Origin of the sequence: Citrobacter sp. Awk 2 (genome assembly GCF_028069815.1) — a bacterium.
Lineage (GTDB): Bacteria > Pseudomonadota > Gammaproteobacteria > Enterobacterales > Enterobacteriaceae > Citrobacter.
Window position 1 is genome coordinate 1 of the sequence record NZ_JANEWL010000016.1, and the last position, 24,390, is coordinate 24,390.

Here is a 24,390-nt window from a genome sequence, read left to right on the forward strand (position 1 = left end):
TACATTCACTTAGTGCATGATTGTGTATTCGCCATGGTTATGGTTATATTGTTTTCGACATTTAAACGTATGAATCATCGTGCAGTGACCTCTGCCACACTGCGCTCGTATTGGTTTTTGTTAATTCAGGTCAGGGCCTTTATGTTTTCCTAATTTTAATGCTTTCCCTTTTTCTTATTTTATATGCATGGTAAATCATATTAGCGGAGGTTATTTCTGAGCTCCGTCTGGGAAAAGGGAGTTTAGAGTGACAGTGGAGTTAAATATGCCAGAAGTAAAAATAATAGATAAACCTAATCTTTTAGAGATGGGGAAGCCGCAGCTGCGCATGGTTGACCTTAATTTATTAACCGTTTTTGACGCGGTGATGCAAGAACAGAATATTACTCGCGCAGCGCATTCTCTGGGCATGTCGCAGCCTGCAGTCAGCAACGCAGTCGCACGTCTGAAGGTTATGTTTAATGATGAGCTCTTTGTGCGCTATGGCCGAGGCATCCAGCCAACAGCACGGGCTTTTCAGCTATTTGGCTCTGTTCGTCAGGCACTGCAATTGGTGCAGAATGAACTGCCAGGGTCCGGTTTTGAACCTGCCAGCAGCTCACGAGTATTCAATCTCTGCGTCTGTAGCCCATTGGATAATATCCTCACGTCCTTGATTTACAATCGCGTTGAGCAAGTTGCACCTAATATTCATGTCGTATTTAAATCATCGCTCAACCAAAATACAGAACATCAATTGCGATATCAGGAAACAGAATTCGTTATTAGTTATGAAGAATTCCGCCGTCCTGAATTCACCAGTATTCCGTTATTCAATGATGAGATGGTGTTAGTCGCAAGTAAAAAACACCCGCGCATTAGCGGTCCATTGCTGGAAAGTGATGTCTATAATGAACAGCATGCCGTAGTTTCTCTCGATCGCTTTGCGTCATTCAGTCAGCCCTGGTATGACACTCAGGATAAACAAACCTGCGTTGCTTATCAGGGAATGGCATTAATCAGTGTGCTGAATATTGTATCTCAAACTCATTTGGTTTCTATTGCGCCACGCTGGTTAGCTGAAGAATTCTCCGAGGCTTTAGAACTGCAAATATTGCCGCTACCTTTAAAATTGAATAGCCGGACTTGCTATCTTTCCTGGCATGAAGCCGCTGGTCGGGATAAAGGGCATCAATGGATGGAAGAGCTGTTAGTCTCCATCTGTAAGCAGTGACCTATGGCAGAGTAAATCCGATGAAACATCTGGTTTATTCTGCTTTTTTATTTTTATTTAAAATTTTATGCTGAAATCTGCTTTTGATTTTTTCCTGTGAGGGTGAAAAATTAGAGTAATCGCTGTAAGTGCCCATTTTTAAGCGATTATTTGTCATTTCATTTGCTTATACTGGTTTAATTCTCCGTTTATTCGATTCTTTCCTCCGTTTTATTCTTATCCGCGGTTACACCACCACTTCGGTGTCAATTGCCATGCCTTATCGTCAGCGGTTAATGTGTTGTTAAACCGTTATTCATTATAAGAGTGGAGGCAAGCCATGGAGATGTTGTCTGGAGCCGAGATGGTCGTCCGATCGCTCATCGATCAGGGTGTGAAGCAGGTATTCGGGTATCCCGGGGGCGCAGTCCTCGATATTTATGATGCTTTGCATACGGTCGGTGGTATTGATCATGTGCTGGTCCGCCATGAGCAAGCCGCGGTCCATATGGCCGATGGTCTGGCACGTGCCACGGGGGAAGTGGGCGTTGTGTTGGTCACCTCAGGGCCGGGTGCAACCAATGCGATCACGGGGATTGCAACGGCGTACATGGACTCCATCCCGCTGGTGATCCTCTCCGGGCAGGTGGCTACCTCTCTGATTGGCTACGATGCCTTTCAGGAGTGCGATATGGTGGGGATATCCCGTCCGGTGGTGAAGCACAGCTTTCTGGTCAAGCAAACGGAAGATATACCTCAGGTGCTGAAGAAAGCCTTTTGGCTGGCCGCAAGTGGTCGCCCCGGTCCTGTAGTTGTGGATTTGCCGAAAGATATCCTGAATCCTGCGAAGAAATTGCCTTATAGCTGGCCTGAATCAGTAAGTATGCGCTCGTATAATCCGACGACGACAGGGCACAAGGGACAGATCAAACGGGCGCTGCAAACGCTGGTGGCGGCTAAAAAACCGGTGGTTTATGTTGGTGGTGGTGCAGTGAATGCGGCCTGCCACGAGCAACTGGGCCAGATTGCACAAGCCCTGAACCTGCCTGTCGTTTCCTCGTTGATGGGGTTAGGCGCATTTCCGGCAACGCATCGTCAGGCGCTGGGCATGTTGGGCATGCACGGTACTTACGAAGCGAATATGACTATGCATCATTCGGATGTGATATTTGCGGTCGGCGTTCGCTTTGACGATCGTACGACCAATAATCTGGCAAAGTATTGCCCGAATGCGACCGTGTTACATATCGATATCGACCCCACCTCTATTTCAAAAACCGTCACTGCGGATATTCCAATCGTTGGCGATGCTCGCCTGGTGCTTGAGCAGATGTTAGAGCTGCTGGAGCAGGAGAAATCACAGCAACCGCTGGATGATAACCGTGACTGGTGGCAACAGATTGAGCACTGGCGTGCCCGCCAGTGCCTGAAATATGACACCCAGAGTGAGAGCATTAAACCGCAGGCTGTCATTGAAACCATCTGGCGCCTGACGAAAGGCGATGCGTATGTCACTTCGGATGTGGGCCAACATCAGATGTTTGCTGCACTTTACTATCCGTTTGATAAACCTCGTCGTTGGATTAACTCAGGCGGCCTTGGCACCATGGGATTCGGTTTACCTGCCGCGTTAGGGGTGAAGATGGCACTGCCGAATGAAACGGTAGTCTGCGTTACCGGTGATGGCAGTATTCAGATGAATATCCAGGAGCTGTCGACGGCGCTGCAATATGAGCTGCCGGTGCTGGTACTCAACCTTAACAACCGCTATCTCGGTATGGTGAAACAGTGGCAGGACATGATCTATTCCGGGCGTCATTCGCAGTCTTATATGCAGTCGCTACCCGATTTTGTCCGTCTTGCTGAAGCCTATGGGCATATTGGTATCCAGATAAATCATCCGGATGAGCTGGAAAGCAAACTGGGTGAAGCACTGGAACATGTGCGCAACCACCGGCTGGTGTTTGTTGATGTCACCGTCGATGGTAGTGAGCATGTCTACCCGATGCAAATTCGGGGTGGTGGTATGGATGAGATGTGGTTAAGCAAAACGGAGAGGACCTGATTATGCGCCGGATATTATCAGTATTACTGGAAAATGAGTCTGGGGCATTATCGCGCGTGATAGGCCTCTTTGCCCAGCGCGGTTACAACATTGAAAGCCTGACCGTCGCGCCGACTGACGATCCGACCTTATCGCGGATGACGATTCAGACCGTGGGCGATGAGAAGGTCCTTGAGCAAATTGAAAAGCAACTGCACAAGCTGGTGGATGTCCTGCGGGTGAGTGAGTTAGGGCAGGGTGCTCACGTTGAACGAGAAATCATGCTGGTGAAGATTCAGGCCAGTGGTTATGGCCGGGAAGAGGTGAAACGCAACACGGAAATTTTCCGTGGACAGATTATCGATGTCACGCCGTCTATTTACACGGTGCAGTTGGCGGGAACCAGTGACAAACTGGACGCTTTCCTGGCAACACTGCGTGAAGTCGCCAAGATTGTAGAGGTGGCCCGTTCCGGTGTGGTGGGACTCTCCCGAGGTGATAAAATCATGCGTTAATAGTCGACTGTAGGCCTGATAAGCACAGAGCCATCAGGCATCCTCGTGGAGGTCATGCCGGATGGCGGCGTAAACGCCTTATCCGGCCTACAGGTAACGTACCTGTTTTCGCTGATGCTACCTGTTGCGCTTTTTTTTTGCGAAATCAGCAGTAACCAGAGACAAAAGCGGTTGCCGCAGTCATTATTCTGCGCTTAGATGTTAATAAATTTAACCCATGCCATCTTAAAGGTTATGGTTTGTACATTTTACGCAAGGGGCAATTGTGAAACTGGATGAAATCGCTCGGTTGGCCGGCGTTTCGCGAACGACTGCAAGCTACGTTATTAATGGCAAAGCAAAGCAATACCGCGTAAGCGACAAAACGGTCGAAAAAGTCATGGCGGTGGTGCGTGAACATAATTACCACCCCAATGCTGTGGCGGCCGGGCTCCGTGCTGGACGCACACGTTCTATCGGGTTGGTAATCCCGGACCTGGAGAATACGAGTTATACCCGCATTGCAAACTACCTGGAACGTCAGGCGCGTCAGCGTGGGTATCAACTGCTGATTGCCTGCTCTGAAGATCAGCCAGATAACGAAATGCGCTGTATTGAGCATCTTTTACAGCGTCAGGTTGACGCTATTATTGTATCTACCTCATTACCGCCAGAACATCCGTTCTATCAGCGTTGGGCGAACAGTTCATTCCCGATTGTAGCGCTGGATCGTGCGCTGGATCGTGAACACTTCACCAGTGTTGTCGGTGCAGATCAGGATGATGCCCAAATGCTGGCGGAGGAATTGCGTAAATTCCCTGCTGAAACTGTGCTCTACCTGGGGGCGCTCCCTGAATTATCGGTCAGTTTCCTGCGTGAACAGGGTTTCCGTACCGCGTGGAAAGACGATCCGCGTGAAGTGCACTTCCTGTATGCCAATAGCTATGAACGGGAGGCAGCAGCACAGCTGTTTGATAAATGGCTGGAAACGCATCCGATGCCTCAGGCGCTGTTCACCACCTCATTTGCGCTATTGCAAGGGGTGATGGATGTGACTTTGCGTCGTGATGGGCAACTGCCGTCTGATTTAGCCATTGCGACCTTTGGCGATCATGAACTGCTCGACTTCCTGCAATGCCCGGTGTTGGCAGTAGCACAGCGCCACCGTGATGTGGCTGAACGTGTGTTGGAGATCGTCCTTGCAAGCCTTGATGAACCGCGTAAACCAAAACCAGGATTAACGCGTATTCGGCGTAATCTGTACCGCCGCGGTATCCTTAGCCGTAACTAAGTGGTTGCTATTGATGGCATTGGGGAGAATGCTTCGATGCCATCAAATATTTAATTCTCAGAAATAACCTTATTATATTTAAGAATATTCTTTAGAATTATCTGAAATTCATTCTTTAATTATCCTAATTTAAAAACGCAACTATCCTTTTTTGGGTTATTGATACGTAACGACGCGTTACGTTTGTATTATTTTGTTACATGCTTGTGTGGATTTGCCGAATTAACAAACACTTTGCCGCCGAATTGCGGCAATCTCTCACCTTCCTTGGCCGTACGGGCCGTACAGACCGATGAACTGGTACTGTTATCTCGCCGCATATTGTCCTAAAATGCCGCTCGCGTCGCAAACTGACACTTTATATTTTCCTCGGTTGATATTGAGTTGTTTTAAACAATGATGAGTTGTTGGATTTTTTTCTTACAAATATTCATGACGTTAATTTGCTTCGTTTGCTGTACGGAATTTGCTCAACACTGATATTAGCCGTAAACATTGGGTTTTTTGCTCCGCTGAGCGCCGTGACTTGCTTGACAAGGTTTTCCTCCGCTCCGTAAACTCCTTTAAGTGGGATTTTGTGGGATAAAGTGGTAATTGGGGGTGAGACTGGCATGTTCCGGGGAGCAACGTTAGTTAATCTCGACAGTAAAGGGCGCTTATCGGTGCCTACCCGTTATCGGGATCAACTGCTTGAGAGCGCTACCGGTCAAATGGTTTGTACCATTGACATCCATCACCCGTGCCTGCTGCTGTACCCCCTGCCTGAATGGGAAGTTATCGAGCAGAAGCTATCTCGCTTGTCGAGCATGAATCCGGCTGAGCGTCGCGTACAACGCTTATTGTTGGGGCATGCCAGCGAATGTCAGATGGATAACGCCGGTCGCTTATTGATTGCGCCCATTCTGCGACAACACGCGGGACTGACAAAAGAAGTGATGCTGGTTGGGCAGTTCAATAAGTTTGAGCTGTGGGATGAAACGACCTGGTATCAACAGGTCAAGGAAGATATCGACGCTGAGCAGTCTGTGACCGGCGCGCTGTCGGAACGATTGCAGGACTTGTCTCTATAAGATGATGGAAAATTATAAACACACCACGGTGTTGCTGGATGAAGCTGTAAATGGCCTGAATATTCGTCCAGACGGCATCTACATTGACGGGACATTTGGTCGCGGTGGTCATTCACGTCTGATCCTCTCACAGCTTGGTGAAGAGGGACGTTTACTGGCAATCGATCGCGATCCGCAGGCTATTGCCGTTGCCCAGACGATTACCGATCCCCGTTTCTCCATCATTCATGGACCTTTTTCTGCGCTGGCTGAGTATGTAGCCGAGCGTGGACTTACCGGCAAGATCGATGGAATCCTCCTTGATCTTGGCGTGTCTTCTCCGCAGCTTGATGATGCCGAACGCGGCTTTTCATTCATGCGTGACGGTCCGCTAGATATGCGTATGGACCCTACGCGCGGTCAGTCTGCCGCTGAATGGCTGCAAACCGCCGATGAAGCTGATATCGCCTGGGTGATTAAAACCTTTGGCGAGGAGCGCTTCGGCAAACGTATTGCCCGTGCCATCGTGGAGCGCAACCGCATAGAACCGATGACCCGTACCAAAGAACTGGCGGAAGTCATTGCAGCGGCAATGCCGGTAAAAGATAAATTCAAACATCCCGCGACCCGTACCTTCCAGGCGGTGCGCATTTGGGTAAACAGTGAACTGGAGGAGATAGAGCAGGCGCTAAAAAGCTCGCTCAGCGTGCTGGCACCAGGTGGTCGCCTTTCGATCATTAGTTTCCATTCACTCGAAGATCGCATTGTGAAGCGCTTTATGCGTGAACAAAGCCGCGGTCCTCAGGTTCCGGCTGGAATACCGATGACAGAAGCGCAGATCAAAAAACTGGGCGGTCGTGAGTTGAGAGCACTAGGCAAGTTGATGCCGGGTGAAGAAGAGGTAGCTGAGAATCCTCGTGCCCGTAGTTCAGTTCTGCGTATTGCAGAGAGGACGAACGCATGATCAGCAGAGTGACAGAAGCCCTCAGCAAAGTTAAAGGATCGATAGGAAGCAACGAGCGCCATGCTTTGCCTGGCGTGATCGGTGACGATCTTTTGCGGTTTGGGAAGCTGCCACTCTGCCTGTTCATTTGCATTATTTTGACGGCGGTTACTGTCGTGACAACCGCACACCATACACGGTTACTGACCGCGCAGCGTGAGCAGTTGGTTCTGGAACGAGATGCGCTGGATATCGAATGGCGTAACTTGATCCTTGAGGAGAACGCGCTCGGTGATCATAGCCGTGTTGAACGGATCGCAACGGAAAAGCTGCAAATGCAGCATGTTGATCCCTCACAAGAAAATATCGTAGTACAAAAATAAGGATAAACGCGACGCATGAAAGCAGCGGCAAAAACGCACAAACCAAAACGTCAGGAAGAACAAGCCAACTTTGTCAGTTGGCGTTTTGCGTTACTGTGCGGCTGTATTTTGCTGGCGCTGGGTTTCTTGCTGGGGCGTGTTGCCTGGCTGCAAATCATCGCGCCAGACATGCTGGTGCGCCAGGGCGATATGCGTTCCCTGCGCGTACAGGAAGTTGCCACATCGCGCGGTATGATAACCGATCGTTTAGGTCGTCCGCTGGCGGTGAGTGTTCCCGTTAAGGCGATTTGGGCTGACCCAAAAGAAGTTCATGACGCAGGCGGTGTGAGCGTTGGCGAGCGTTGGAGAGCACTTTCAACCGCGTTGAACCTGCCACTTGACCAGTTGGCCAGCAGAATTAATGCCAACCCGAAAGGGCGCTTTATTTATCTTGCGCGTCAGGTAAACCCTGACATGGCCGACTACATCAAGAAACTGAAGCTGCCAGGTATTCATCTGCGCGAAGAATCCCGCCGTTACTATCCTTCCGGAGAAGTGACCGCTCACCTCATTGGTTTTACCAACGTTGACAGCCAGGGGATTGAAGGCGTTGAAAAAAGCTTCGACAAATGGCTCACCGGACAACCGGGCGAACGTATTGTACGTAAAGACCGCTATGGCCGCGTCATCGAGGATATTTCCTCTACCGACAGCCAGGCGGCGCATAACCTTGCGCTGAGTATTGATGAGCGTTTACAGGCGCTGGTCTACCGTGAACTGAACAACGCCGTAGCGTTTAACAAGGCGGAGTCAGGTAGTGCGGTTCTGGTGGATGTTAATACCGGTGAAGTGCTGGCGATGGCGAACAGCCCGTCTTACAACCCTAATAATCTCACCGGTACGCCGAAAGACGCAATGCGTAACCGTACCATTACCGACGTCTTCGAGCCGGGTTCTACCGTTAAACCGATGGTGGTGATGACCGCGCTGCAGCGTGGCGTGGTACGTGAAAATACCGTACTTAACACCATTCCTTACCGAATTAATGGTCACGAAATTAAAGACGTGGCGCGTTATAGCGAATTGACCCTTACCGGGGTTTTGCAGAAGTCGAGTAACGTCGGTGTTTCCAAACTGGCGTTAGCGATGCCGTCCTCAGCGTTAGTAGATACTTACTCACGTTTTGGGCTGGGAAAAGCGACCAATTTGGGGTTGGTCGGAGAACGCAGTGGCTTATATCCTCAAAAACAACGGTGGTCTGACATAGAGAGGGCCACCTTCTCTTTCGGCTATGGGCTAATGGTAACCCCGTTACAGTTAGCGCGAGTCTACGCAACTATCGGCAGCTATGGCGTTTATCGCCCACTGTCGATTACTAAAGTTGACCCTCCTGTTCCGGGAGAGCGTATCTTCCCGGAGTCGACCGTACGCACTGTGGTGCACATGATGGAAAGCGTGGCGCTGCCGGGCGGTGGCGGCGTGAAGGCGGCGATTAAAGGCTATCGCATCGCGATTAAAACCGGTACGGCGAAAAAAGTCGGGCCAGATGGCCGCTACATCAATAAATACATTGCTTATACCGCAGGCGTTGCGCCTGCGAGTCAGCCGCGCTTCGCGCTGGTTGTTGTTATCAACGATCCGCAGGCGGGTAAATATTACGGTGGCGCCGTTTCCGCGCCGGTCTTCGGTGCCATCATGGGCGGCGTACTGCGTACCATGAACATCGAACCGGATGCGCTGACAACGGGCGATAAAAATGAATTTGTGAATAATCAAGGCGAGGCAACAGGTGGCAGATCGTAATTTGCGCGACCTTCTTGCTCCATGGGTGCCGGGTGCACCGGAGCGAGCACTGCGAGAGATGACACTCGACAGCCGTGTGGCTGCATCGGGCGATCTCTTTGTCGCAGTAGTGGGTCATCAGGCGGACGGGCGTCGATATATCCCGCAGGCGATAGCGCAAGGTGTGGCTGCCATTATTGCAGAGGCAAAAGATGAGGCCGCAGACGGCGAAATCCGTGAAATGCACGGCGTTCCGGTCATCTATCTCAGCCAGCTTAACGAACGCTTATCTGCACTGGCAGGCCGCTTTTACCACGAGCCATCTGAAAATATGCGTCTGGTCGGTGTGACCGGAACCAACGGTAAAACCACCACCACCCAATTGCTTGCACAGTGGAGCCAACTGCTTGGCGAAACCAGTGCGGTAATGGGAACGGTAGGTAATGGCCTGCTGGGTAAAGTGATCCCGACGGAAAATACCACTGGGTCCGCCGTTGACGTTCAGCATGTGCTGGCGGGACTGGTTGAACAGGGCGCGACCTTTGGCGCGATGGAGGTTTCATCGCATGGCCTGGTTCAGCACCGCGTGGCGGCGCTGAAATTTGCGGCCTCAGTATTTACCAACTTAAGCCGTGACCATCTCGATTATCACGGCGATATGGAACACTACGAAGCCGCGAAGTGGTTGTTGTATTCCACGCACCACTGTGGGCAGGCTATCGTCAATGCGGATGACGAAGTGGGGCGCCGCTGGCTGGCGAAGCTGCCGGATGCGGTAGCTGTCTCGATGGAAGACCATATCAATCCCAACTGCCACGGTCGTTGGCTGAAAGCCGTTGAGGTGAACTATCACGATAGCGGCGCAACGATTCGCTTTGCCTCCACCTGGGGAGAAGGGGAAATTGAAAGCCGCCTGATGGGGGCGTTTAACGTCAGCAATTTGCTGCTGGCGCTGGCCACACTGCTGGCGTTGGGGTATCCGTTAACTGATTTACTGAAAACGGCGGCACAGCTGCAGCCGGTCTGCGGGCGCATGGAAGTGTTTAGCGCGCCGGGCAAAACCACCGTTGTGGTTGATTATGCTCATACGCCGGATGCGCTGGAAAAAGCGCTGCAGGCGGCCCGTCTGCATTGCACCGGCAAGCTGTGGTGCGTCTTTGGCTGCGGCGGCGATCGCGACAAAGGCAAACGTCCGTTGATGGGCGCCATTGCGGAGCAGTTTGCCGATGTCGTTGTGGTTACGGATGACAACCCACGCACCGAAGAGCCTCGCGCCATTATCAATGACATTCTGGCGGGTATGCTGGATGCCGGGCAGGCAAAAGTGATGGAAGGTCGTGCTGAAGCGGTCACTAGCGCCATCATGCAGGCAAAAGAAAATGACGTGGTGCTGGTCGCTGGCAAAGGCCATGAGGATTATCAGATTGTCGGCGCCCAGCGTCTCGACTACTCCGATCGCGTGACGGCAGCGCGTCTGCTGGGGGTTATCGCATGATTAGCGTAACGCTCAGTCAACTGACGGAAATCCTCGGTGGCGAACTGAAAGGGGGCGATCTGACCCTCGATGCGGTCACGACCGATACGCGTAAAGTCACGCCAGGCTGTTTGTTCGTCGCACTGAAAGGTGAACGCTTCGATGCCCATGACTTTACCGACACTGCAAAAGAGAATGGCGCGGGCGCACTGCTGGTAAACCGTGCACTGGATACCGACCTTCCGCAGCTGATTGTAAAAGATACGCGTCTGGCATTTGGCGAGCTGGCGGCATGGGTTCGCGCTCAGGTTCCGGCTCGTGTGGTGGCGCTTACTGGCTCGTCCGGTAAAACCTCTGTTAAAGAGATGACCGCCGCCATTCTGAGTCAGTGTGGCAACACGTTATATACCGCAGGCAATCTGAATAACGACATCGGCGTCCCGATGACGCTGCTGCGCTTAAACAACGATTACGACTATGCCGTGATTGAGCTTGGCGCGAATCATCAGGGCGAAATCGCCTGGACCGTTGGCCTGACGCGCCCGGAAGCGGCGCTGGTGAACAACCTGGCCGCCGCGCATCTGGAAGGCTTCGGCTCTCTGGCAGGTGTGGCGAAGGCAAAAGGTGAGATTTTTACCGGCCTGTCAGCGAACGGTGTCGCCATTATGAATGCCGACAACAACGACTGGTTGAACTGGCAGAGCATCATCGGCGATCGCAAAGTCTGGCGCTTCTCGCCGAATGCGGCTAACAGCGACTTTTCGGCGGCTAACGTTCATGTGACCTCACACGGCACAGAGTTTTCGCTGCAAACGCCAACCGGAAGCATTGATGTTCTGCTGCCCCTGCCGGGTCGTCACAATATTGCTAACGCCCTGGCGGCGGCAGCGCTATCTATGGCGGTAGGCGCAACGCCAGATGCCGTGAAAGCGGGTCTGAAGGATCTGCAAGCGGTGCCGGGGCGTCTGTTCCCGGTTCAACTGGCAGAAAATCAGCTGCTGCTGGACGACTCCTACAACGCTAACGTCGGTTCGATGACCGCAGCGGTACAGGTGCTGTCCGAAATGCCCGGCTACCGCGTGCTGGTGGTTGGCGATATGGCAGAGCTTGGCGCGGAAAGCGAAGCCTGCCACGTACAGGTAGGTGAGGCTGCAAAGGTTGCGGGCATCGACCGTGTGCTGAGTACAGGGAAACTGAGTCAGGCGATCAGCGACACCAGCGGCGTTGGCGAACATTTTGCGGATAAAACCGCGTTGGCCGCGCATCTTAAGACACTGATTGCAGAACATCAGATTATGACGATTTTAGTGAAGGGTTCACGTAGTGCCGCCATGGAAGAGGTAGTACGCGCATTACAGGAGAATGGAACATGTTAGTTTGGCTGGCCGAACATTTGGTCAAATATTATTCCGGCTTCAACGTCTTTTCCTATCTGACGTTTCGCGCCATCGTCAGCCTGCTGACCGCGCTGTTCATCTCTTTGTGGATGGGCCCGCGCATGATCGCCCGCTTGCAAAAAATGTCCTTTGGCCAGGTCGTACGTAACGACGGCCCGGAATCACACTTTAGTAAACGCGGTACGCCGACCATGGGCGGCATCATGATCCTCACTGCGATTGTTATCTCCGTACTGCTGTGGGCCTACCCATCCAACCCGTACGTGTGGTGCGTGCTGGTGGTGCTGGTTGGCTACGGTATTATCGGTTTTGTCGATGACTACCGCAAAGTGGTGCGCAAAGACACCAAGGGCCTGATCGCGCGCTGGAAGTATTTCTGGATGTCGGTCATTGCATTAGGGGTCGCATTTGCGCTGTATCTGGCAGGAAAAGACACCCCGGCAACTGAACTGGTGGTGCCATTCTTTAAAGATGTCATGCCGCAACTGGGGCTGTTCTACATCCTGCTGGCGTACTTCGTGATTGTCGGCACCGGCAACGCGGTCAACCTGACCGACGGCCTCGATGGCCTGGCGATTATGCCAACCGTGTTTGTGGCCGCCGGTTTTGCACTGGTTGCATGGGCGACCGGTAACATGAACTTCGCCAACTACCTGCACATTCCTTATCTGCGCCACGCCGGCGAACTGGTTATCGTCTGTACGGCGATTGTCGGCGCAGGTTTGGGCTTCCTGTGGTTTAACACTTATCCGGCACAGGTCTTTATGGGCGATGTCGGTTCACTGGCTCTGGGTGGCGCGCTGGGCATTATTGCCGTGCTGCTGCGTCAGGAATTCCTGCTGGTGATCATGGGCGGCGTATTTGTGGTGGAAACCCTGTCGGTCATTCTGCAGGTGGGTTCCTTTAAGCTGCGCGGACAGCGTATTTTCCGTATGGCGCCTATTCATCACCACTATGAACTGAAAGGTTGGCCGGAACCGCGTGTGATTGTGCGTTTCTGGATTATTTCGCTGATGCTGGTCCTGATTGGCCTGGCAACGCTGAAGGTACGTTAATCATGGCTGATTACCAGGGTAAAAAAGTCGTCATTATCGGTCTGGGTTTGACCGGGTTGTCCTGCGTGGATTTCTTCCTGGCACGCGGCGTCACGCCGCGCGTCATGGATACCCGCGCGACGCCGCCGGGCCTGGATAAATTACCGGAAGCGGTTGAGCATCATGTTGGCAGTCTGAATGATGACTGGCTGTTGGCCGCCGATCTCATCGTCGCCAGCCCCGGTATTGCCCTGGCGCACCCTTCGCTGAGCGCTGCCGCAAATGCGGGAATTGAGATTGTCGGCGATATCGAACTGTTCTGCCGCGAAGCACAGGCTCCCATCGTCGCGATCACCGGTTCAAACGGTAAAAGCACTGTGACTACGCTGGTAGGTGAGATGGCGAAAGCGGCCGGAGTGAACGTGGGTGTCGGCGGTAATATCGGCCTGCCCGCGCTGATGTTGCTGGACGCTGAGCGCGAGTTGTATGTTCTGGAATTGTCCAGCTTCCAACTGGAGACGACCTCCAGCTTACGGGCTGTCGCGGCAACCATTTTGAACGTCACTGAAGATCACATGGACCGTTATCCGTTTGGACTGCAGCAGTACCGTGCAGCCAAACTGCGCGTTTATGAGAATGCGAAAGTGTGCGTAGTCAATGCGGATGATGCGTTAACTATGCCGGTTCGCGGTGCCGATGAGCGCTGTGTGAGCTTTGGCATCAATATGGGTGACTATCACCTTAACCGCCAGCAGGGTGAAACCTGGCTGCGGGTGAAGGGTGAAAAAGTATTGAACGTGAAAGAGATGACCCTTTCCGGTCAACATAACTACACCAATGCGCTGGCAGCGTTAGCGCTGGCGGATGCTGCGGGTCTGCCGCGGGCATCCAGCCTGAAAGCATTGACTACCTTTACTGGCCTGGCGCATCGTTTCCAACTGGTACTGAATCATAACGGTGTGCGTTGGATCAACGATTCAAAAGCGACCAATGTCGGCAGCACTGAAGCCGCGCTGAATGGGCTGCACGTTGAGGGTACTCTGCACCTGCTGTTGGGCGGCGATGGGAAATCAGCCGATTTTTCTCCGTTAAGCCGTTACCTGAGTGGCGATCGCATTCGACTGTACTGCTTTGGCCGTGATGGTGCACAGCTTGCCGCGTTGCGACCGGAAGTGGCGGAACAAACAGAAACCATGGAACAGGCGATGCGTCTGCTCGCCCCGCGTGTTAAACCGGGCGACATGGTACTACTGTCTCCCGCTTGTGCCAGTCTCGATCAGTTCAAGAATTTTGAGCAACGTGGCGACGTCTTTACCCACCTGGCGAAGGAGTTGGGTTGATGCGATTATCTCTCCCTCGTCTGAAACTGCCGCGCGTACCGGGACTCGGAATCCTGGCGTGGGTCTTTGCGGCACTTAAAGGCTGGGTGATGGCTTCGCGTGAGAAAGACGCGGACAGCCTGATCATGTACGACCGCATGCTGTTGTGGTTGACGTTTGGTCTGGCAGCGATCGGTTTTATCATGGTGACATCGGCGTCAATGCCCGTTGGGCAGCGTCTGGCAGGCGATCCATTCCTGTTTGCTAAGCGTGACGCACTGTATATTTTTCTGGCGTTCTGTCTGGCGATGATTACCTTGCGCCTGCCGATGGAGTTCTGGCAAAAGTACAGCACCACCATGCTGATCGCGTCGATCATCATGCTGCTGATCGTTCTGGTTGTAGGCAGCTCGGTTAACGGGGCATCGCGCTGGATTGCGCTGGGGCCACTGCGTATTCAGCCTGCGGAGTTTACCAAGCTGTCGTTGTTCTGTTATCTCGCCAACTACCTGGTGCGTAAGGTGGATGAGGTGCGTAACAACCTGCGCGGCTTCTTAAAGCCGATGGGTGTGATTCTGGTTCTGGCCGTGCTGTTGCTGGCGCAGCCTGACCTGGGCACAGTGGTCGTGCTGTTCGTCACGACGCTGGCGATGCTGTTTTTGGCTGGTGCCAAATTGTGGCAGTTCATCGCCATCATCGGGATGGGGATTTCCGCTGTCGTGCTGCTGATCCTCGCCGAACCGTACCGTATTCGCCGTGTGACCTCGTTCTGGAATCCCTGGGAAGATCCGTTTGGCAGCGGCTATCAGCTGACACAGTCTCTGATGGCTTTTGGTCGCGGTGAAGTGTGGGGCCAGGGATTGGGTAATTCAGTCCAAAAACTGGAGTATTTGCCGGAAGCGCACACCGACTTTATCTTCGCCATTATTGGGGAGGAGCTGGGTTATATCGGTGTGGTACTCGCTCTTTTAATGGTATTCTTCGTCGCTTTTCGCGCGATGTCGATCGGTCGTAAGGCGCTGGAAATTGACCACCGTTTTTCAGGTTTCTTAGCCTGCTCTATCGGGATTTGGTTTAGCTTCCAGGCTCTGGTAAACGTCGGCGCGGCGGCGGGCATGCTGCCAACGAAAGGTCTGACGCTGCCGTTGATCAGTTATGGTGGTTCGAGTTTGTTGATCATGTCGACAGCCATCATGTTTTTGTTACGTATTGATTATGAAACGCGTCTGGAAAAAGCCCAGGCGTTTACACGAGGTGCACGATGAGTGGTCAACCGAAGCGGTTAATGGTGATGGCAGGCGGTACCGGTGGACATGTTTTCCCGGGGCTGGCGGTTGCGCACCATTTAATGGCCCAGGGCTGGCAGGTTCGTTGGCTGGGCACCGCCGATCGTATGGAAGCGGACTTAGTGCCGAAGCATGGCATTGACATTGACTTTATTCGCATCTCCGGTTTGCGCGGAAAGGGCCTCAACGCGTTGCTGGCTGCACCTGTCCGTATTTTTAATGCCTGGCGTCAGGCCCGCGCCATCATGAAGCAGTTTAAGCCCGATGTGGTGCTGGGCATGGGCGGCTATGTGTCTGGCCCTGGCGGCCTGGCGGCCTGGTCGTTAGGTATTCCGGTCGTGCTGCATGAGCAGAACGGTATCGCCGGGTTAACGAACAAATGGCTGGCGAAGATCGCGACGAAGGTGATGCAGGCCTTCCCTGGCGCTTTCCCGAATGCGGAAGTGGTGGGGAATCCAGTGCGTACTGATGTCCTTGCACTGCCGTTACCCGAAGAACGTCTGGCTGGTCGTGAAGGTCCGGTGCGGGTGCTGGTTGTCGGTGGTTCGCAGGGCGCACGTGTGCTGAACCAGACGTTGCCGCAGGTCGCCGCAAAACTTGGCGACGCAGTGACTATCTGGCATCAGAGTGGTAAAGGTGCGCAGCAAACCGTGGAACAGGCTTACGCAGACGCGGGGCAACCACAGCATAAGGTCACTGAATTTATTGATGATATGGCAGCAGCTTACGCGTGGGCGGATGTGGTGGTCTGTCGTTCAGGCGCACTGACGGTGAGTGAGATTGCTGCCGCAGGTTTACCCGCGCTGTTCGTGCCGTTTCAACATAAAGACAGACAACAGTACTGGAATGCGCTGCCGCTGGAGAAAGCGGGCGCAGCTAAAATTCTTGAGCAGCCGCAGTTTACTGTGGATGCCGTCGTCAGCACCCTGTCCGGGTGGTCACGAGAAACTTTATTAACCATGGCAGAGCGTGCTCGCGCCGCATCCATACCGGATGCCACTGAGCGGGTTGCAACTGAAGTGAGCCGGGCTGCCCGGGTGTAATTGTGGTGATGCCTTTTGCATCGCATGAACTGAGAAGTTAATGGCTAAAGAATGAATACACAACAACTGGCAAAACTGCGTTCCATCGTGCCCGAAATGCGTCGCGTTCGGCACATCCACTTTGTCGGCATCGGTGGTGCTGGTATGGGCGGTATTGCCGAAGTTTTGGCCAATGAAGGCTATCAGATCAGCGGTTCTGACTTAGCGCCGAATCCGGTTACGCAGCAACTGACGAATCTGGGTGCCACGATTTTTTTCAACCATCGCCCGGAAAACGTTCGTGATGCGAGCGTGGTGGTGGTATCCAGCGCTATTTCTGCGGATAACCCGGAAATTGTTGCGGCCCATGAAGCGCGTATCCCGGTGATCCGCCGTGCGGAGATGCTGGCAGAGTTGATGCGTTTTCGTCACGGCATCGCCATTGCCGGGACCCACGGTAAAACCACGACCACTGCGATGGTCTCCAGTATTTATGCAGAAGCGGGCCTCGATCCGACTTTTGTGAACGGCGGTCTGGTAAAGGCAGCAGGTGTGCATGCACGTCTGGGTCACAGCCGTTATTTGATTGCGGAAGCCGATGAGAGCGATGCGTCGTTCCTGCATTTGCAGCCGATGGTGGCGATTGTCACCAATATCGAAGCTGACCATATGGATACCTACCATGGCGACTTCGAAAATTTAAAGCAGACGTTTATTAATTTCCTGCACAACTTGCCGTTTTATGGGCGTGCGGTGATGTGTGTCGACGATCCGGTAATCCGCGAGTTGTTGCCGCGCGTCGGGCGTCAGACCACCACCTATGGTTTCAGCGATGATGCTGACGTTCGCGTAGAAGATTATCAACAGATTGGCCCACAAGGTCACTTCACGCTGCTGCGTCAGGGGATGGCCGATTTGCGTGTGACGTTGAACGCGCCCGGTCGTCACAATGCCTTGAACGCGGCAGCAGCCGTGGCAGTAGCAACGGAAGAGGGTATTGAAGACGACGCGATTCTGCGCGCGCTGGAAAGTTTCCAGGGTACCGGACGCCGCTTTGACTTCCTGGGTGAATTCCCGCTTGAGCCAGTAAACGGTAAAGCCGGAACGGCGATGCTGGTCGATGACTATGGACATCACCCAACGGAAGTCGATGCCACGATCAAAGCCGCACGCGCAGGTTGGCCGGACAAAAATTTGGTGATGTTGTTCCAGCCGCACCGCTTCACACGTACACGCGATTTGTACGACGACTTTGCCAACGTGCTGACACAGGTTGATGCGTTGCTGATGTTGGACGTGTATGCCGCAGGTGAAGCTGCAATTCCGGGGGCCGATAGCCGTTCGCTGTGCCGTACCATTCGCGGTCGCGGAAAGATCGATCCTATTCTGGTGTCCGATCCGGCCCAGGTAGCGGAAATGCTGGCACCGGTATTAACCGGTAATGATCTGATTTTGGTGCAGGGCGCTGGAAATATCGGCAAAATCGCGCGTTCCTTAGCTGAAATCAAACTGAAGCCGCAAAACCCGGAGGAAGAACAACATGGCTGATAAAATCGCGGTCCTGTTAGGGGGAACCTCCGCAGAGCGAGAAGTGTCGTTGAATTCTGGCGCAGCAGTGCTGGCGGGTTTGCGCGAAGGCGGTGTGGATGCACATCCTGTTGACCCAAAAGAGGTCGACGTTACGCTTCTGAAATCGATGGGTTTTCAGAAAGTGTTTATTGCACTGCACGGCCGAGGTGGTGAAGACGGAACGTTACAGGGCATGCTGGAGCAGATTGGTTTGCCTTATACCGGTAGCGGTGTCATGGCATCGGCTATCTCAATGGACAAACTACGCAGCAAACTGCTGTGGCAGGGGGCAGGATTGCCCGTTGCGCCATGGGTGGCATTGACCCGTGCTGAGTTTGAAAAAGGACTTAGCGATGAAGTGGTTACGAGAATTTCTGCGTTAGGCTTGCCGTTGATTGTGAAGCCAAGCCGTGAAGGTTCCAGCGTAGGGATGTCAAAAGTTGAAGAAGAAAATGCTTTGCAAGCTGCATTAGCATTGGCTTTTCAGCATGATGAAGAAGTACTGATTGAAAAATGGCTCAGTGGACCGGAATTCACAGTTGCGATACTTGGCGAAGAAATTTTACCGTCAATACGTATCCAACCCGCGGGAACCTTCTATGATTATGAGGCGAAGTATCTGTCTGATGAGACACAATATTTCTGTCCTGCAGGTCTGGAAGTTGACCAGGAGGCCGAATTACAGGCATTAGTCCTGAAAGCGTGGAACGCATTGGGCTGTAAAGGTTGGGGCCGTATTGACGTCATGCTGGACAGCGATGGCCAGTTTTATCTGCTGGAAGCGAATACCTCTCCGGGTATGACCAGCCACAGCCTGGTGCCGATGGCGGCGCGTCAGGCGGGGCTGAGCTTCTCGCAGTTGGTGGTACGAATTCTGGAGTTGGCGGACTGATATGTCGCAGGCTGCGCTGAACACGCGAAACGGTGATGAAGACGAGGTAGCCTCCTCACGCCGCAATAATGGAACGCGTCTTGCAGGAATTCTGTTTCTGCTGACAGTGCTGTGCACCGTGTTTGTGAGCGGCTGGGTCGTGTTGGGATGGATGGAAGATGCGCAACGTTTGCCATTGTCGAAGCTGGTATTGACCGGTGAGCGACACTACACGCGCAATGACGATATTCGGCAGTCCATCCTGGCGCTTGGCGCACCGGGAACCTTTATGACCCAGGATGTGAACATCATCCAAAGTCAGATTGAACGTCTCCCCTGGATTAAGCAGGCGAGTGTCAGAAAGCAGTGGCCTGATGAATTGAAGATTCATCTGGTTGAATATGTGCCGATAGCGCGTTGGAATGACCAACATATGGTGGATGCCGATGGAAATACGTTCAGCATACCAACCGGTCGGGCTAACAAGCAGGTATTACCTATGTTGTATGGCCCTGAAGGCAGCGCAAGTGAAGTGTTGCAAGGGTTCCGCGATATGGGGCAGGTGCTGGCTAAGGATAGATTCACCCTGAAGGAAGCGGCGATGACCGCTCGTCGTTCCTGGCAGTTAACGCTTAATAACGATATTAAGCTCAATCTGGGCAGGGGCGATACGATAAAACGTTTGGCTCGCTTTGTGGAACTCTACCCGGTTTTACAGCAGCAGGCGCAAACCGATGGCAAACGGATTAGCTACGTTGATTTGCGTTATGACTCAGGAGCAGCAGTAGGCTGGGTTCCCTTGCCTCCTGAGGAATCTAATCAGCAACAGAATCAGGCACAGGCAGAACAACAATGATCAAGGCGACGGACAGAAAACTGGTAGTTGGACTGGAGATTGGCACCGCGAAGGTAGCCGCTTTAGTAGGGGAAGTTCTGCCCGACGGTATGGTCAATATCATTGGCGTGGGCAGTTGCCCATCGCGAGGTATGGATAAAGGCGGGGTGAATGACCTTGAGTCAGTGGTGAAATGCGTACAGCGCGCCATTGACCAGGCTGAACTGATGGCAGATTGCCAGATTTCCTCGGTGTATCTGGCGCTTTCAGGTAAACATATTAGCTGTCAGAATGAAATTGGTATGGTGCCCATTTCCGAAGAGGAAGTGACCCAGGAAGATGTGGAAAATGTTGTGCATACGGCAAAATCCGTACGTGTGCGCGATGAGCATCGTGTACTGCATGTTATTCCACAGGAATACGCGATTGACTACCAGGAAGGTATTAAAAATCCGGTCGGTCTTTCCGGCGTGCGTATGCAGGCAAAAGTACATCTGATTACCTGCCACAACGACATGGCGAAGAATATCGTCAAAGCCGTTGAACGCTGTGGACTGAAAGTTGACCAACTGATATTTGCCGGGTTGGCAGCCAGTTATTCCGTGTTAACGGAAGACGAACGTGAGCTGGGTGTCTGCGTGGTCGATATTGGTGGTGGTACAATGGACATCGCCGTTTATACTGGCGGGGCGTTGCGCCATACCAAAGTAATCCCTTATGCAGGGAATGTGGTCACCAGCGACATTGCGTATGCCTTTGGTACGCCGCCGAGCGATGCTGAAGCTATTAAAGTTCGTCATGGTTGTGCGCTGGGTTCTATCGTTGGCAAAGATGAGAGCGTTGAAGTGCCAAGCGTCGGTGGTCGTCCGCCACGCAGTCTGCAACGTCAGACTCTGGCTGAGGTCATTGAGCCGCGTTATACCGAGCTGCTTAACCTGGTCAACGAAGAAATTTTGCAATTACAGGAACAACTTCGCCAGCAGGGTGTGAAACATCATCTGGCGGCGGGGATTGTGTTAACCGGTGGTGCTGCGCAAATTGAAGGTCTTGCGGCCTGCGCTCAGCGCGTGTTCCATACGCAGGTGCGTATTGGTGCGCCGCTCAATATTACCGGTCTGACAGATTATGCCCAGGAGCCGTATTATTCAACGGCAGTGGGGTTGCTTCATTACGGGAAAGAATCCCATTTAAGTGGTGAAGCTGAAGTTGAAAAACGTGTAACGGCATCAGTTGGCTCGTGGATTAAACGACTCAATAGCTGGCTGCGAAAAGAGTTTTAATTTTTTATGAGACCGGCATCGATTACGGTCTCAGGCGACAGGCACAACGGAGAGAGAAACTATGTTTGAACCTATGGAACTGACCAATGACGCGGTGATTAAAGTCATCGGCGTCGGCGGCGGCGGCGGTAATGCCGTTGAACACATGGTGCGTGAGCGCATCGAAGGTGTTGAATTCTTCGCGGTGAATACCGACGCTCAGGCGTTGCGTAAAACGGCGGTTGGACAGACCATTCAGATTGGTAGCGGCATCACCAAGGGTCTGGGCGCGGGTGCAAACCCGGAAGTCGGTCGCAATGCGGCAGACGAAGATCGTGAAGCTCTGCGTGCAGCGCTTGACGGCGCAGACATGGTGTTTATCGCAGCAGGCATGGGCGGCGGTACCGGGACCGGTGCAGCGCCAGTGGTTGCTGAAGTGGCAAAAGATTTAGGTATTCTGACCGTTGCTGTCGTGACTAAGCCTTTCAATTTTGAAGGCAAAAAGCGTATGGCATTTGCGGAGCAGGGTATCACCGAGCTGTCCAAACATGTGGACTCTCTGATCACTATCCCGAACGACAAACTGCTGAAAGTACTGGGTCGCGGTATCTCCCTGCTGGATGCGTTTGGCGCAGCGAACGACGTGCTGAAAGGCGCAGTCCAGGGTATCGCTGAACTGATCACCCGTCCGGGCCTGATGAACGTCGACTTTGCCGACGTGCGCACCGTAATGTCCGAAATGGGCTATGCGATGATGGGTTCTGGCGTGGCAAGCGGTGAAGATCGTGCAGAAGAAGCGGCTGAAATGGCTATCTCTTCGCCTCTGCTGGAAGATATTGATCTGTCTGGCGCGCGTGGCGTGTTGGTAAACATTACTGCGGGCTTCGACCTGCGCCTGGATGAGTTCGAAACCGTAGGTAACACGATTCGTGCATTTGCATCGGATAACGCGACCGTGGTTATCGGTACTTCTCTGGACCCGGATATGAACGACGAACTGCGCGTTACCGTTGTTGCCACTGGAATTGGTATGGACAAGCGTCCTGAAATCACACTGGTGACCAACAAGCAGGTTCAGCAGCCGGTAATGGATCGTTACCAGCAGCACGGTATGGCGCCGTTGACGCAAGAGCAGAAGCCGGTAGCGAAGGTGGTTAACGACAATACGCCGCAGACCACTAAAGAACCGGATTATCTGGATATCCCTGCATTCCTGCGTAAGCAAGCTGATTAAGAATTAGCTGGAATTTGGGAATTGTGGCTCTTTGTGCTAAACTGGCCCACCGAATGTATAGTACACTTCGGTTGGATAGGTAATTTGGCGAGATTATACGATGATCAAACAAAGGACTCTTAAACGTATCGTTCAGGCGACTGGTGTCGGTTTACATACCGGCAAAAAAGTCACCCTGACATTACGCCCTGCGCCGGCCAACACCGGGGTCATCTATCGTCGCACCGACTTGAATCCTCCGGTAGATTTCCCGGCCGATGCCAAATCTGTGCGTGATACCATGCTCTGTACGTGTCTGGTCAACGAGCATGATGTGCGGATTTCAACCGTTGAGCACCTTAATGCTGCTCTGGCGGGCTTAGGTATCGATAACATCGTTATTGAGGTTAATGCCCCGGAAATCCCGATCATGGATGGTAGTGCTGCTCCGTTCGTCTACCTGCTGCTTGACGCAGGTATTGAAGAACTGAACAGTGCGAAGAAATTTGTCCGCATCAAAGAGACTGTTCGCGTCGAAGATGGCGACAAGTGGGCTGAGTTTAAGCCGTATAATGGTTTTACGTTGGATTTCACCATCGACTTTAACCACCCAGCGATCGACTCCAGCACACAGCGCTATGCGATGAACTTCTCTGCTGATGCGTTCATGCGCCAGATCAGCCGTGCGCGTACTTTCGGCTTCATGCGTGATATCGAATATCTGCAGTCCCGCGGCCTGTGCCTGGGCGGCAGCTTCGATTGTGCCATCGTTGTTGACGATTATCGCGTACTGAACGAAGACGGCCTGCGTTTTGAAGATGAATTCGTTCGTCACAAAATGCTCGACGCGATCGGTGACTTGTTCATGTGTGGTCACAACATTATTGGTGCATTTACCGCGTATAAATCCGGTCATGCATTGAATAACAAACTGTTGCAGGCGGTCCTGGCAAAACAGGAAGCCTGGGAATATGTGACCTTCCAGGACGACGCAGAACTGCCGCTGGCGTTCAAAGCACCTTCGACCGTACTGGCATAATAACTATACACAAAATCATTCAAGTTGCATCAAGGCGGCAACTGAACGAATCCACAGGAGCGTACACTAGTACGTGACTGGGGTGAGAGAAAGCAGCCAACAAAGAGGCAGCTTGAAAGATGAAGTGTATATCTGTCGCATAAATTCGACTGGTTAATCTGGCACTCTCTCCGGCCAGGTGAGCCAGTCGTTTTTTTTATCCTCCGATAGCTCACCGTCTTTTCCGATGCGACTTTTCCCCCGCTGTCAGATTAAAATACAGCGCGATCGATGCTTTCTTAAGCATATTTAACCGCGACTTGCTGTCATTACTGCTGTGGAGTGCACGCTTTAATGATAAGATTTGTGCGCAAAAATCGTTTTGAATTTAAAACCCCAAATGCAGGGTAGATCAGGTGGCACTAACGTGAGTGGAATACTGACGCGCTGGCGACAGTTAGGCAGACGGTACTTCTGGCCGCATCTCTTATTAGGGATGGTCGCGGCGAGTTTTGGCCTGCCCGCGATCGGTAATGCCGCTGAACCGAATACGCCCGCGAAAGCGACCGCCAGCAACCACGATCAATCCGCTAAGGTTAACTTTAGCCAGCTTGCTTTGCTGGAAGCCACTAACCGTCGCCCGAATTTTACTGTCGATTACTGGCACCAGCATGCCATTCGTACGGTTATACGTCATCTTTCCTTTGCAATGGCTCCTCAGGCACTGCCCGTTGCCGAAGAACCTTTGCCAATCCAGGCGCATCATCTTGCTTTACTGAATACGCTCAGCGCGCTGCTGACGCAGGAAGGCAGACCACCGGCGACTGTCAGTCGCGTGACATATGCCCATTTCACTTCTCAGGCCGCGTTTAGTGTTCCTGTCTGGATAAGCCAGCAGCAGGGGATCCGCGCTGGCCCTCAACGCCTCAGCTAAAA

The 24,390-nt window shown here is 52.8% G+C and carries 21 protein-coding genes; all 21 read left to right on the plus strand.

Annotated elements, in window-relative coordinates:
- Positions 1–265 precede the first annotated feature (265 nt).
- Entirely contained in the window at positions 266–1,213 is a 948-nt protein-coding gene (gene leuO / locus NNO02_RS06620; RefSeq protein WP_271440491.1) for a transcriptional regulator LeuO, read from the plus strand.
- Between the two features lie 319 nt (positions 1,214–1,532).
- Positions 1,533–3,257 (plus strand): acetolactate synthase 3 large subunit, encoded by a 1,725-nt coding sequence (ilvI, locus tag NNO02_RS06625; protein WP_271440492.1) that lies wholly within the window; start codon positions 1,533–1,535, stop codon positions 3,255–3,257.
- Between the two features lie 2 nt (positions 3,258–3,259).
- Positions 3,260–3,751 carry an acetolactate synthase small subunit gene (gene ilvN, locus NNO02_RS06630; protein ID WP_003829566.1) on the plus strand — a complete coding sequence of 164 codons (492 nt, stop codon included), beginning with the start codon at positions 3,260–3,262 and terminating at the stop codon, positions 3,749–3,751.
- Positions 3,752–4,016: 265 nt separating this feature from the next.
- Positions 4,017–5,021 carry a catabolite repressor/activator gene (gene cra / locus NNO02_RS06635; RefSeq protein WP_016151689.1) on the plus strand — a complete coding sequence of 335 codons (1,005 nt, stop codon included), beginning with the start codon at positions 4,017–4,019 and terminating at the stop codon, positions 5,019–5,021.
- Between the two features lie 611 nt (positions 5,022–5,632).
- On the plus strand, positions 5,633–6,091 hold the full coding sequence (gene mraZ / locus NNO02_RS06640; RefSeq protein ID WP_271440493.1) for a division/cell wall cluster transcriptional repressor MraZ: 459 nt from the start codon (positions 5,633–5,635) through the stop codon (positions 6,089–6,091).
- Position 6,092: 1 nt separating this feature from the next.
- Positions 6,093–7,034 carry a 16S rRNA (cytosine(1402)-N(4))-methyltransferase RsmH gene (gene rsmH, locus NNO02_RS06645; protein WP_271440494.1) on the plus strand — a complete coding sequence of 314 codons (942 nt, stop codon included), beginning with the start codon at positions 6,093–6,095 and terminating at the stop codon, positions 7,032–7,034.
- A complete protein-coding gene (gene ftsL / locus NNO02_RS06650) occupies positions 7,031–7,396 on the plus strand; it encodes a cell division protein FtsL (RefSeq protein WP_000625651.1) in 366 nt (121 codons plus the stop codon). Before rsmH ends, ftsL begins: the two co-directional genes overlap by 4 nt.
- A gap of 15 nt (positions 7,397–7,411) precedes the next feature.
- Positions 7,412–9,178, plus strand: a complete 1,767-nt coding sequence (gene ftsI, locus NNO02_RS06655; protein WP_271440495.1) for a peptidoglycan glycosyltransferase FtsI — start codon at positions 7,412–7,414, stop codon at positions 9,176–9,178.
- Positions 9,165–10,652 (plus strand): UDP-N-acetylmuramoyl-L-alanyl-D-glutamate--2,6-diaminopimelate ligase, encoded by a 1,488-nt coding sequence (murE, locus tag NNO02_RS06660; protein ID WP_271450018.1) that lies wholly within the window; start codon positions 9,165–9,167, stop codon positions 10,650–10,652. Before ftsI ends, murE begins: the two co-directional genes overlap by 14 nt.
- Positions 10,649–12,007: a UDP-N-acetylmuramoyl-tripeptide--D-alanyl-D-alanine ligase gene (gene murF / locus NNO02_RS06665; protein ID WP_271454453.1), complete on the plus strand. Its 1,359-nt coding sequence runs from the start codon at positions 10,649–10,651 to the stop codon at positions 12,005–12,007. Before murE ends, murF begins: the two co-directional genes overlap by 4 nt.
- Entirely contained in the window at positions 12,001–13,083 is a 1,083-nt protein-coding gene (gene mraY / locus NNO02_RS06670; protein ID WP_137383724.1) for a phospho-N-acetylmuramoyl-pentapeptide-transferase, read from the plus strand. Before murF ends, mraY begins: the two co-directional genes overlap by 7 nt.
- A gap of 2 nt (positions 13,084–13,085) precedes the next feature.
- Entirely contained in the window at positions 13,086–14,402 is a 1,317-nt protein-coding gene (gene murD, locus NNO02_RS06675; RefSeq protein WP_271454454.1) for a UDP-N-acetylmuramoyl-L-alanine--D-glutamate ligase, read from the plus strand.
- On the plus strand, positions 14,402–15,646 hold the full coding sequence (gene ftsW / locus NNO02_RS06680; RefSeq protein WP_271440499.1) for a cell division protein FtsW: 1,245 nt from the start codon (positions 14,402–14,404) through the stop codon (positions 15,644–15,646). Before murD ends, ftsW begins: the two co-directional genes overlap by 1 nt.
- Positions 15,643–16,710, plus strand: coding sequence for an undecaprenyldiphospho-muramoylpentapeptide beta-N-acetylglucosaminyltransferase (gene murG, locus NNO02_RS06685; protein ID WP_271440500.1), 1,068 nt, complete (start codon positions 15,643–15,645; stop codon positions 16,708–16,710). Before ftsW ends, murG begins: the two co-directional genes overlap by 4 nt.
- A gap of 51 nt (positions 16,711–16,761) precedes the next feature.
- A complete protein-coding gene (murC, locus tag NNO02_RS06690; RefSeq protein WP_003837436.1) occupies positions 16,762–18,237 on the plus strand; it encodes a UDP-N-acetylmuramate--L-alanine ligase in 1,476 nt (491 codons plus the stop codon).
- Positions 18,230–19,150, plus strand: a complete 921-nt coding sequence (locus tag NNO02_RS06695) for a D-alanine--D-alanine ligase (RefSeq protein ID WP_271440501.1) — start codon at positions 18,230–18,232, stop codon at positions 19,148–19,150. The genes murC and NNO02_RS06695 overlap by 8 nt, the downstream gene beginning before the upstream one ends.
- Position 19,151: 1 nt before the next feature.
- Complete coding sequence (ftsQ, locus tag NNO02_RS06700) at positions 19,152–19,985, plus strand: cell division protein FtsQ (RefSeq protein WP_271440502.1); 834 nt, start codon at positions 19,152–19,154, stop codon at positions 19,983–19,985.
- Positions 19,982–21,244, plus strand: a complete 1,263-nt coding sequence (gene ftsA / locus NNO02_RS06705; RefSeq protein WP_003018755.1) for a cell division protein FtsA — start codon at positions 19,982–19,984, stop codon at positions 21,242–21,244. Before ftsQ ends, ftsA begins: the two co-directional genes overlap by 4 nt.
- A gap of 61 nt (positions 21,245–21,305) precedes the next feature.
- On the plus strand, positions 21,306–22,457 hold the full coding sequence (gene ftsZ / locus NNO02_RS06710) for a cell division protein FtsZ (protein WP_003018753.1): 1,152 nt from the start codon (positions 21,306–21,308) through the stop codon (positions 22,455–22,457).
- Positions 22,458–22,557: 100 nt separating this feature from the next.
- The gene (gene lpxC / locus NNO02_RS06715) at positions 22,558–23,475 is read left to right on the plus strand and encodes a UDP-3-O-acyl-N-acetylglucosamine deacetylase (RefSeq protein WP_048212691.1); all 918 of its coding nucleotides are present in this window, start codon (positions 22,558–22,560) and stop codon (positions 23,473–23,475) included.
- A gap of 406 nt (positions 23,476–23,881) precedes the next feature.
- Positions 23,882–24,388: a secA translation cis-regulator SecM gene (gene secM / locus NNO02_RS06720; protein WP_271440503.1), complete on the plus strand. Its 507-nt coding sequence runs from the start codon at positions 23,882–23,884 to the stop codon at positions 24,386–24,388.
- Positions 24,389–24,390 lie beyond the last annotated feature (2 nt).

Coding starts and splice junctions, on each gene's coding strand:
- leuO (WP_271440491.1), top strand. CDS start 266: ATGCCAGAAGTAAAAATAATAGATAAACCTAATCTTTTAGAGATGGGG.
- ilvI (WP_271440492.1), top strand. CDS start 1,533: ATGGAGATGTTGTCTGGAGCCGAGATGGTCGTCCGATCGCTCATCGAT.
- ilvN (WP_003829566.1), top strand. CDS start 3,260: ATGCGCCGGATATTATCAGTATTACTGGAAAATGAGTCTGGGGCATTA.
- mraZ (WP_271440493.1), top strand. CDS start 5,633: ATGTTCCGGGGAGCAACGTTAGTTAATCTCGACAGTAAAGGGCGCTTA.
- rsmH (WP_271440494.1), top strand. CDS start 6,093: ATGATGGAAAATTATAAACACACCACGGTGTTGCTGGATGAAGCTGTA.
- ftsL (WP_000625651.1), top strand. CDS start 7,031: ATGATCAGCAGAGTGACAGAAGCCCTCAGCAAAGTTAAAGGATCGATA.
- ftsI (WP_271440495.1), top strand. CDS start 7,412: ATGAAAGCAGCGGCAAAAACGCACAAACCAAAACGTCAGGAAGAACAA.
- murF (WP_271454453.1), top strand. CDS start 10,649: ATGATTAGCGTAACGCTCAGTCAACTGACGGAAATCCTCGGTGGCGAA.
- mraY (WP_137383724.1), top strand. CDS start 12,001: ATGTTAGTTTGGCTGGCCGAACATTTGGTCAAATATTATTCCGGCTTC.
- murD (WP_271454454.1), top strand. CDS start 13,086: ATGGCTGATTACCAGGGTAAAAAAGTCGTCATTATCGGTCTGGGTTTG.
- ftsW (WP_271440499.1), top strand. CDS start 14,402: ATGCGATTATCTCTCCCTCGTCTGAAACTGCCGCGCGTACCGGGACTC.
- murG (WP_271440500.1), top strand. CDS start 15,643: ATGAGTGGTCAACCGAAGCGGTTAATGGTGATGGCAGGCGGTACCGGT.
- murC (WP_003837436.1), top strand. CDS start 16,762: ATGAATACACAACAACTGGCAAAACTGCGTTCCATCGTGCCCGAAATG.
- NNO02_RS06695 (WP_271440501.1), top strand. CDS start 18,230: ATGGCTGATAAAATCGCGGTCCTGTTAGGGGGAACCTCCGCAGAGCGA.
- ftsQ (WP_271440502.1), top strand. CDS start 19,152: ATGTCGCAGGCTGCGCTGAACACGCGAAACGGTGATGAAGACGAGGTA.
- ftsA (WP_003018755.1), top strand. CDS start 19,982: ATGATCAAGGCGACGGACAGAAAACTGGTAGTTGGACTGGAGATTGGC.
- ftsZ (WP_003018753.1), top strand. CDS start 21,306: ATGTTTGAACCTATGGAACTGACCAATGACGCGGTGATTAAAGTCATC.
- lpxC (WP_048212691.1), top strand. CDS start 22,558: ATGATCAAACAAAGGACTCTTAAACGTATCGTTCAGGCGACTGGTGTC.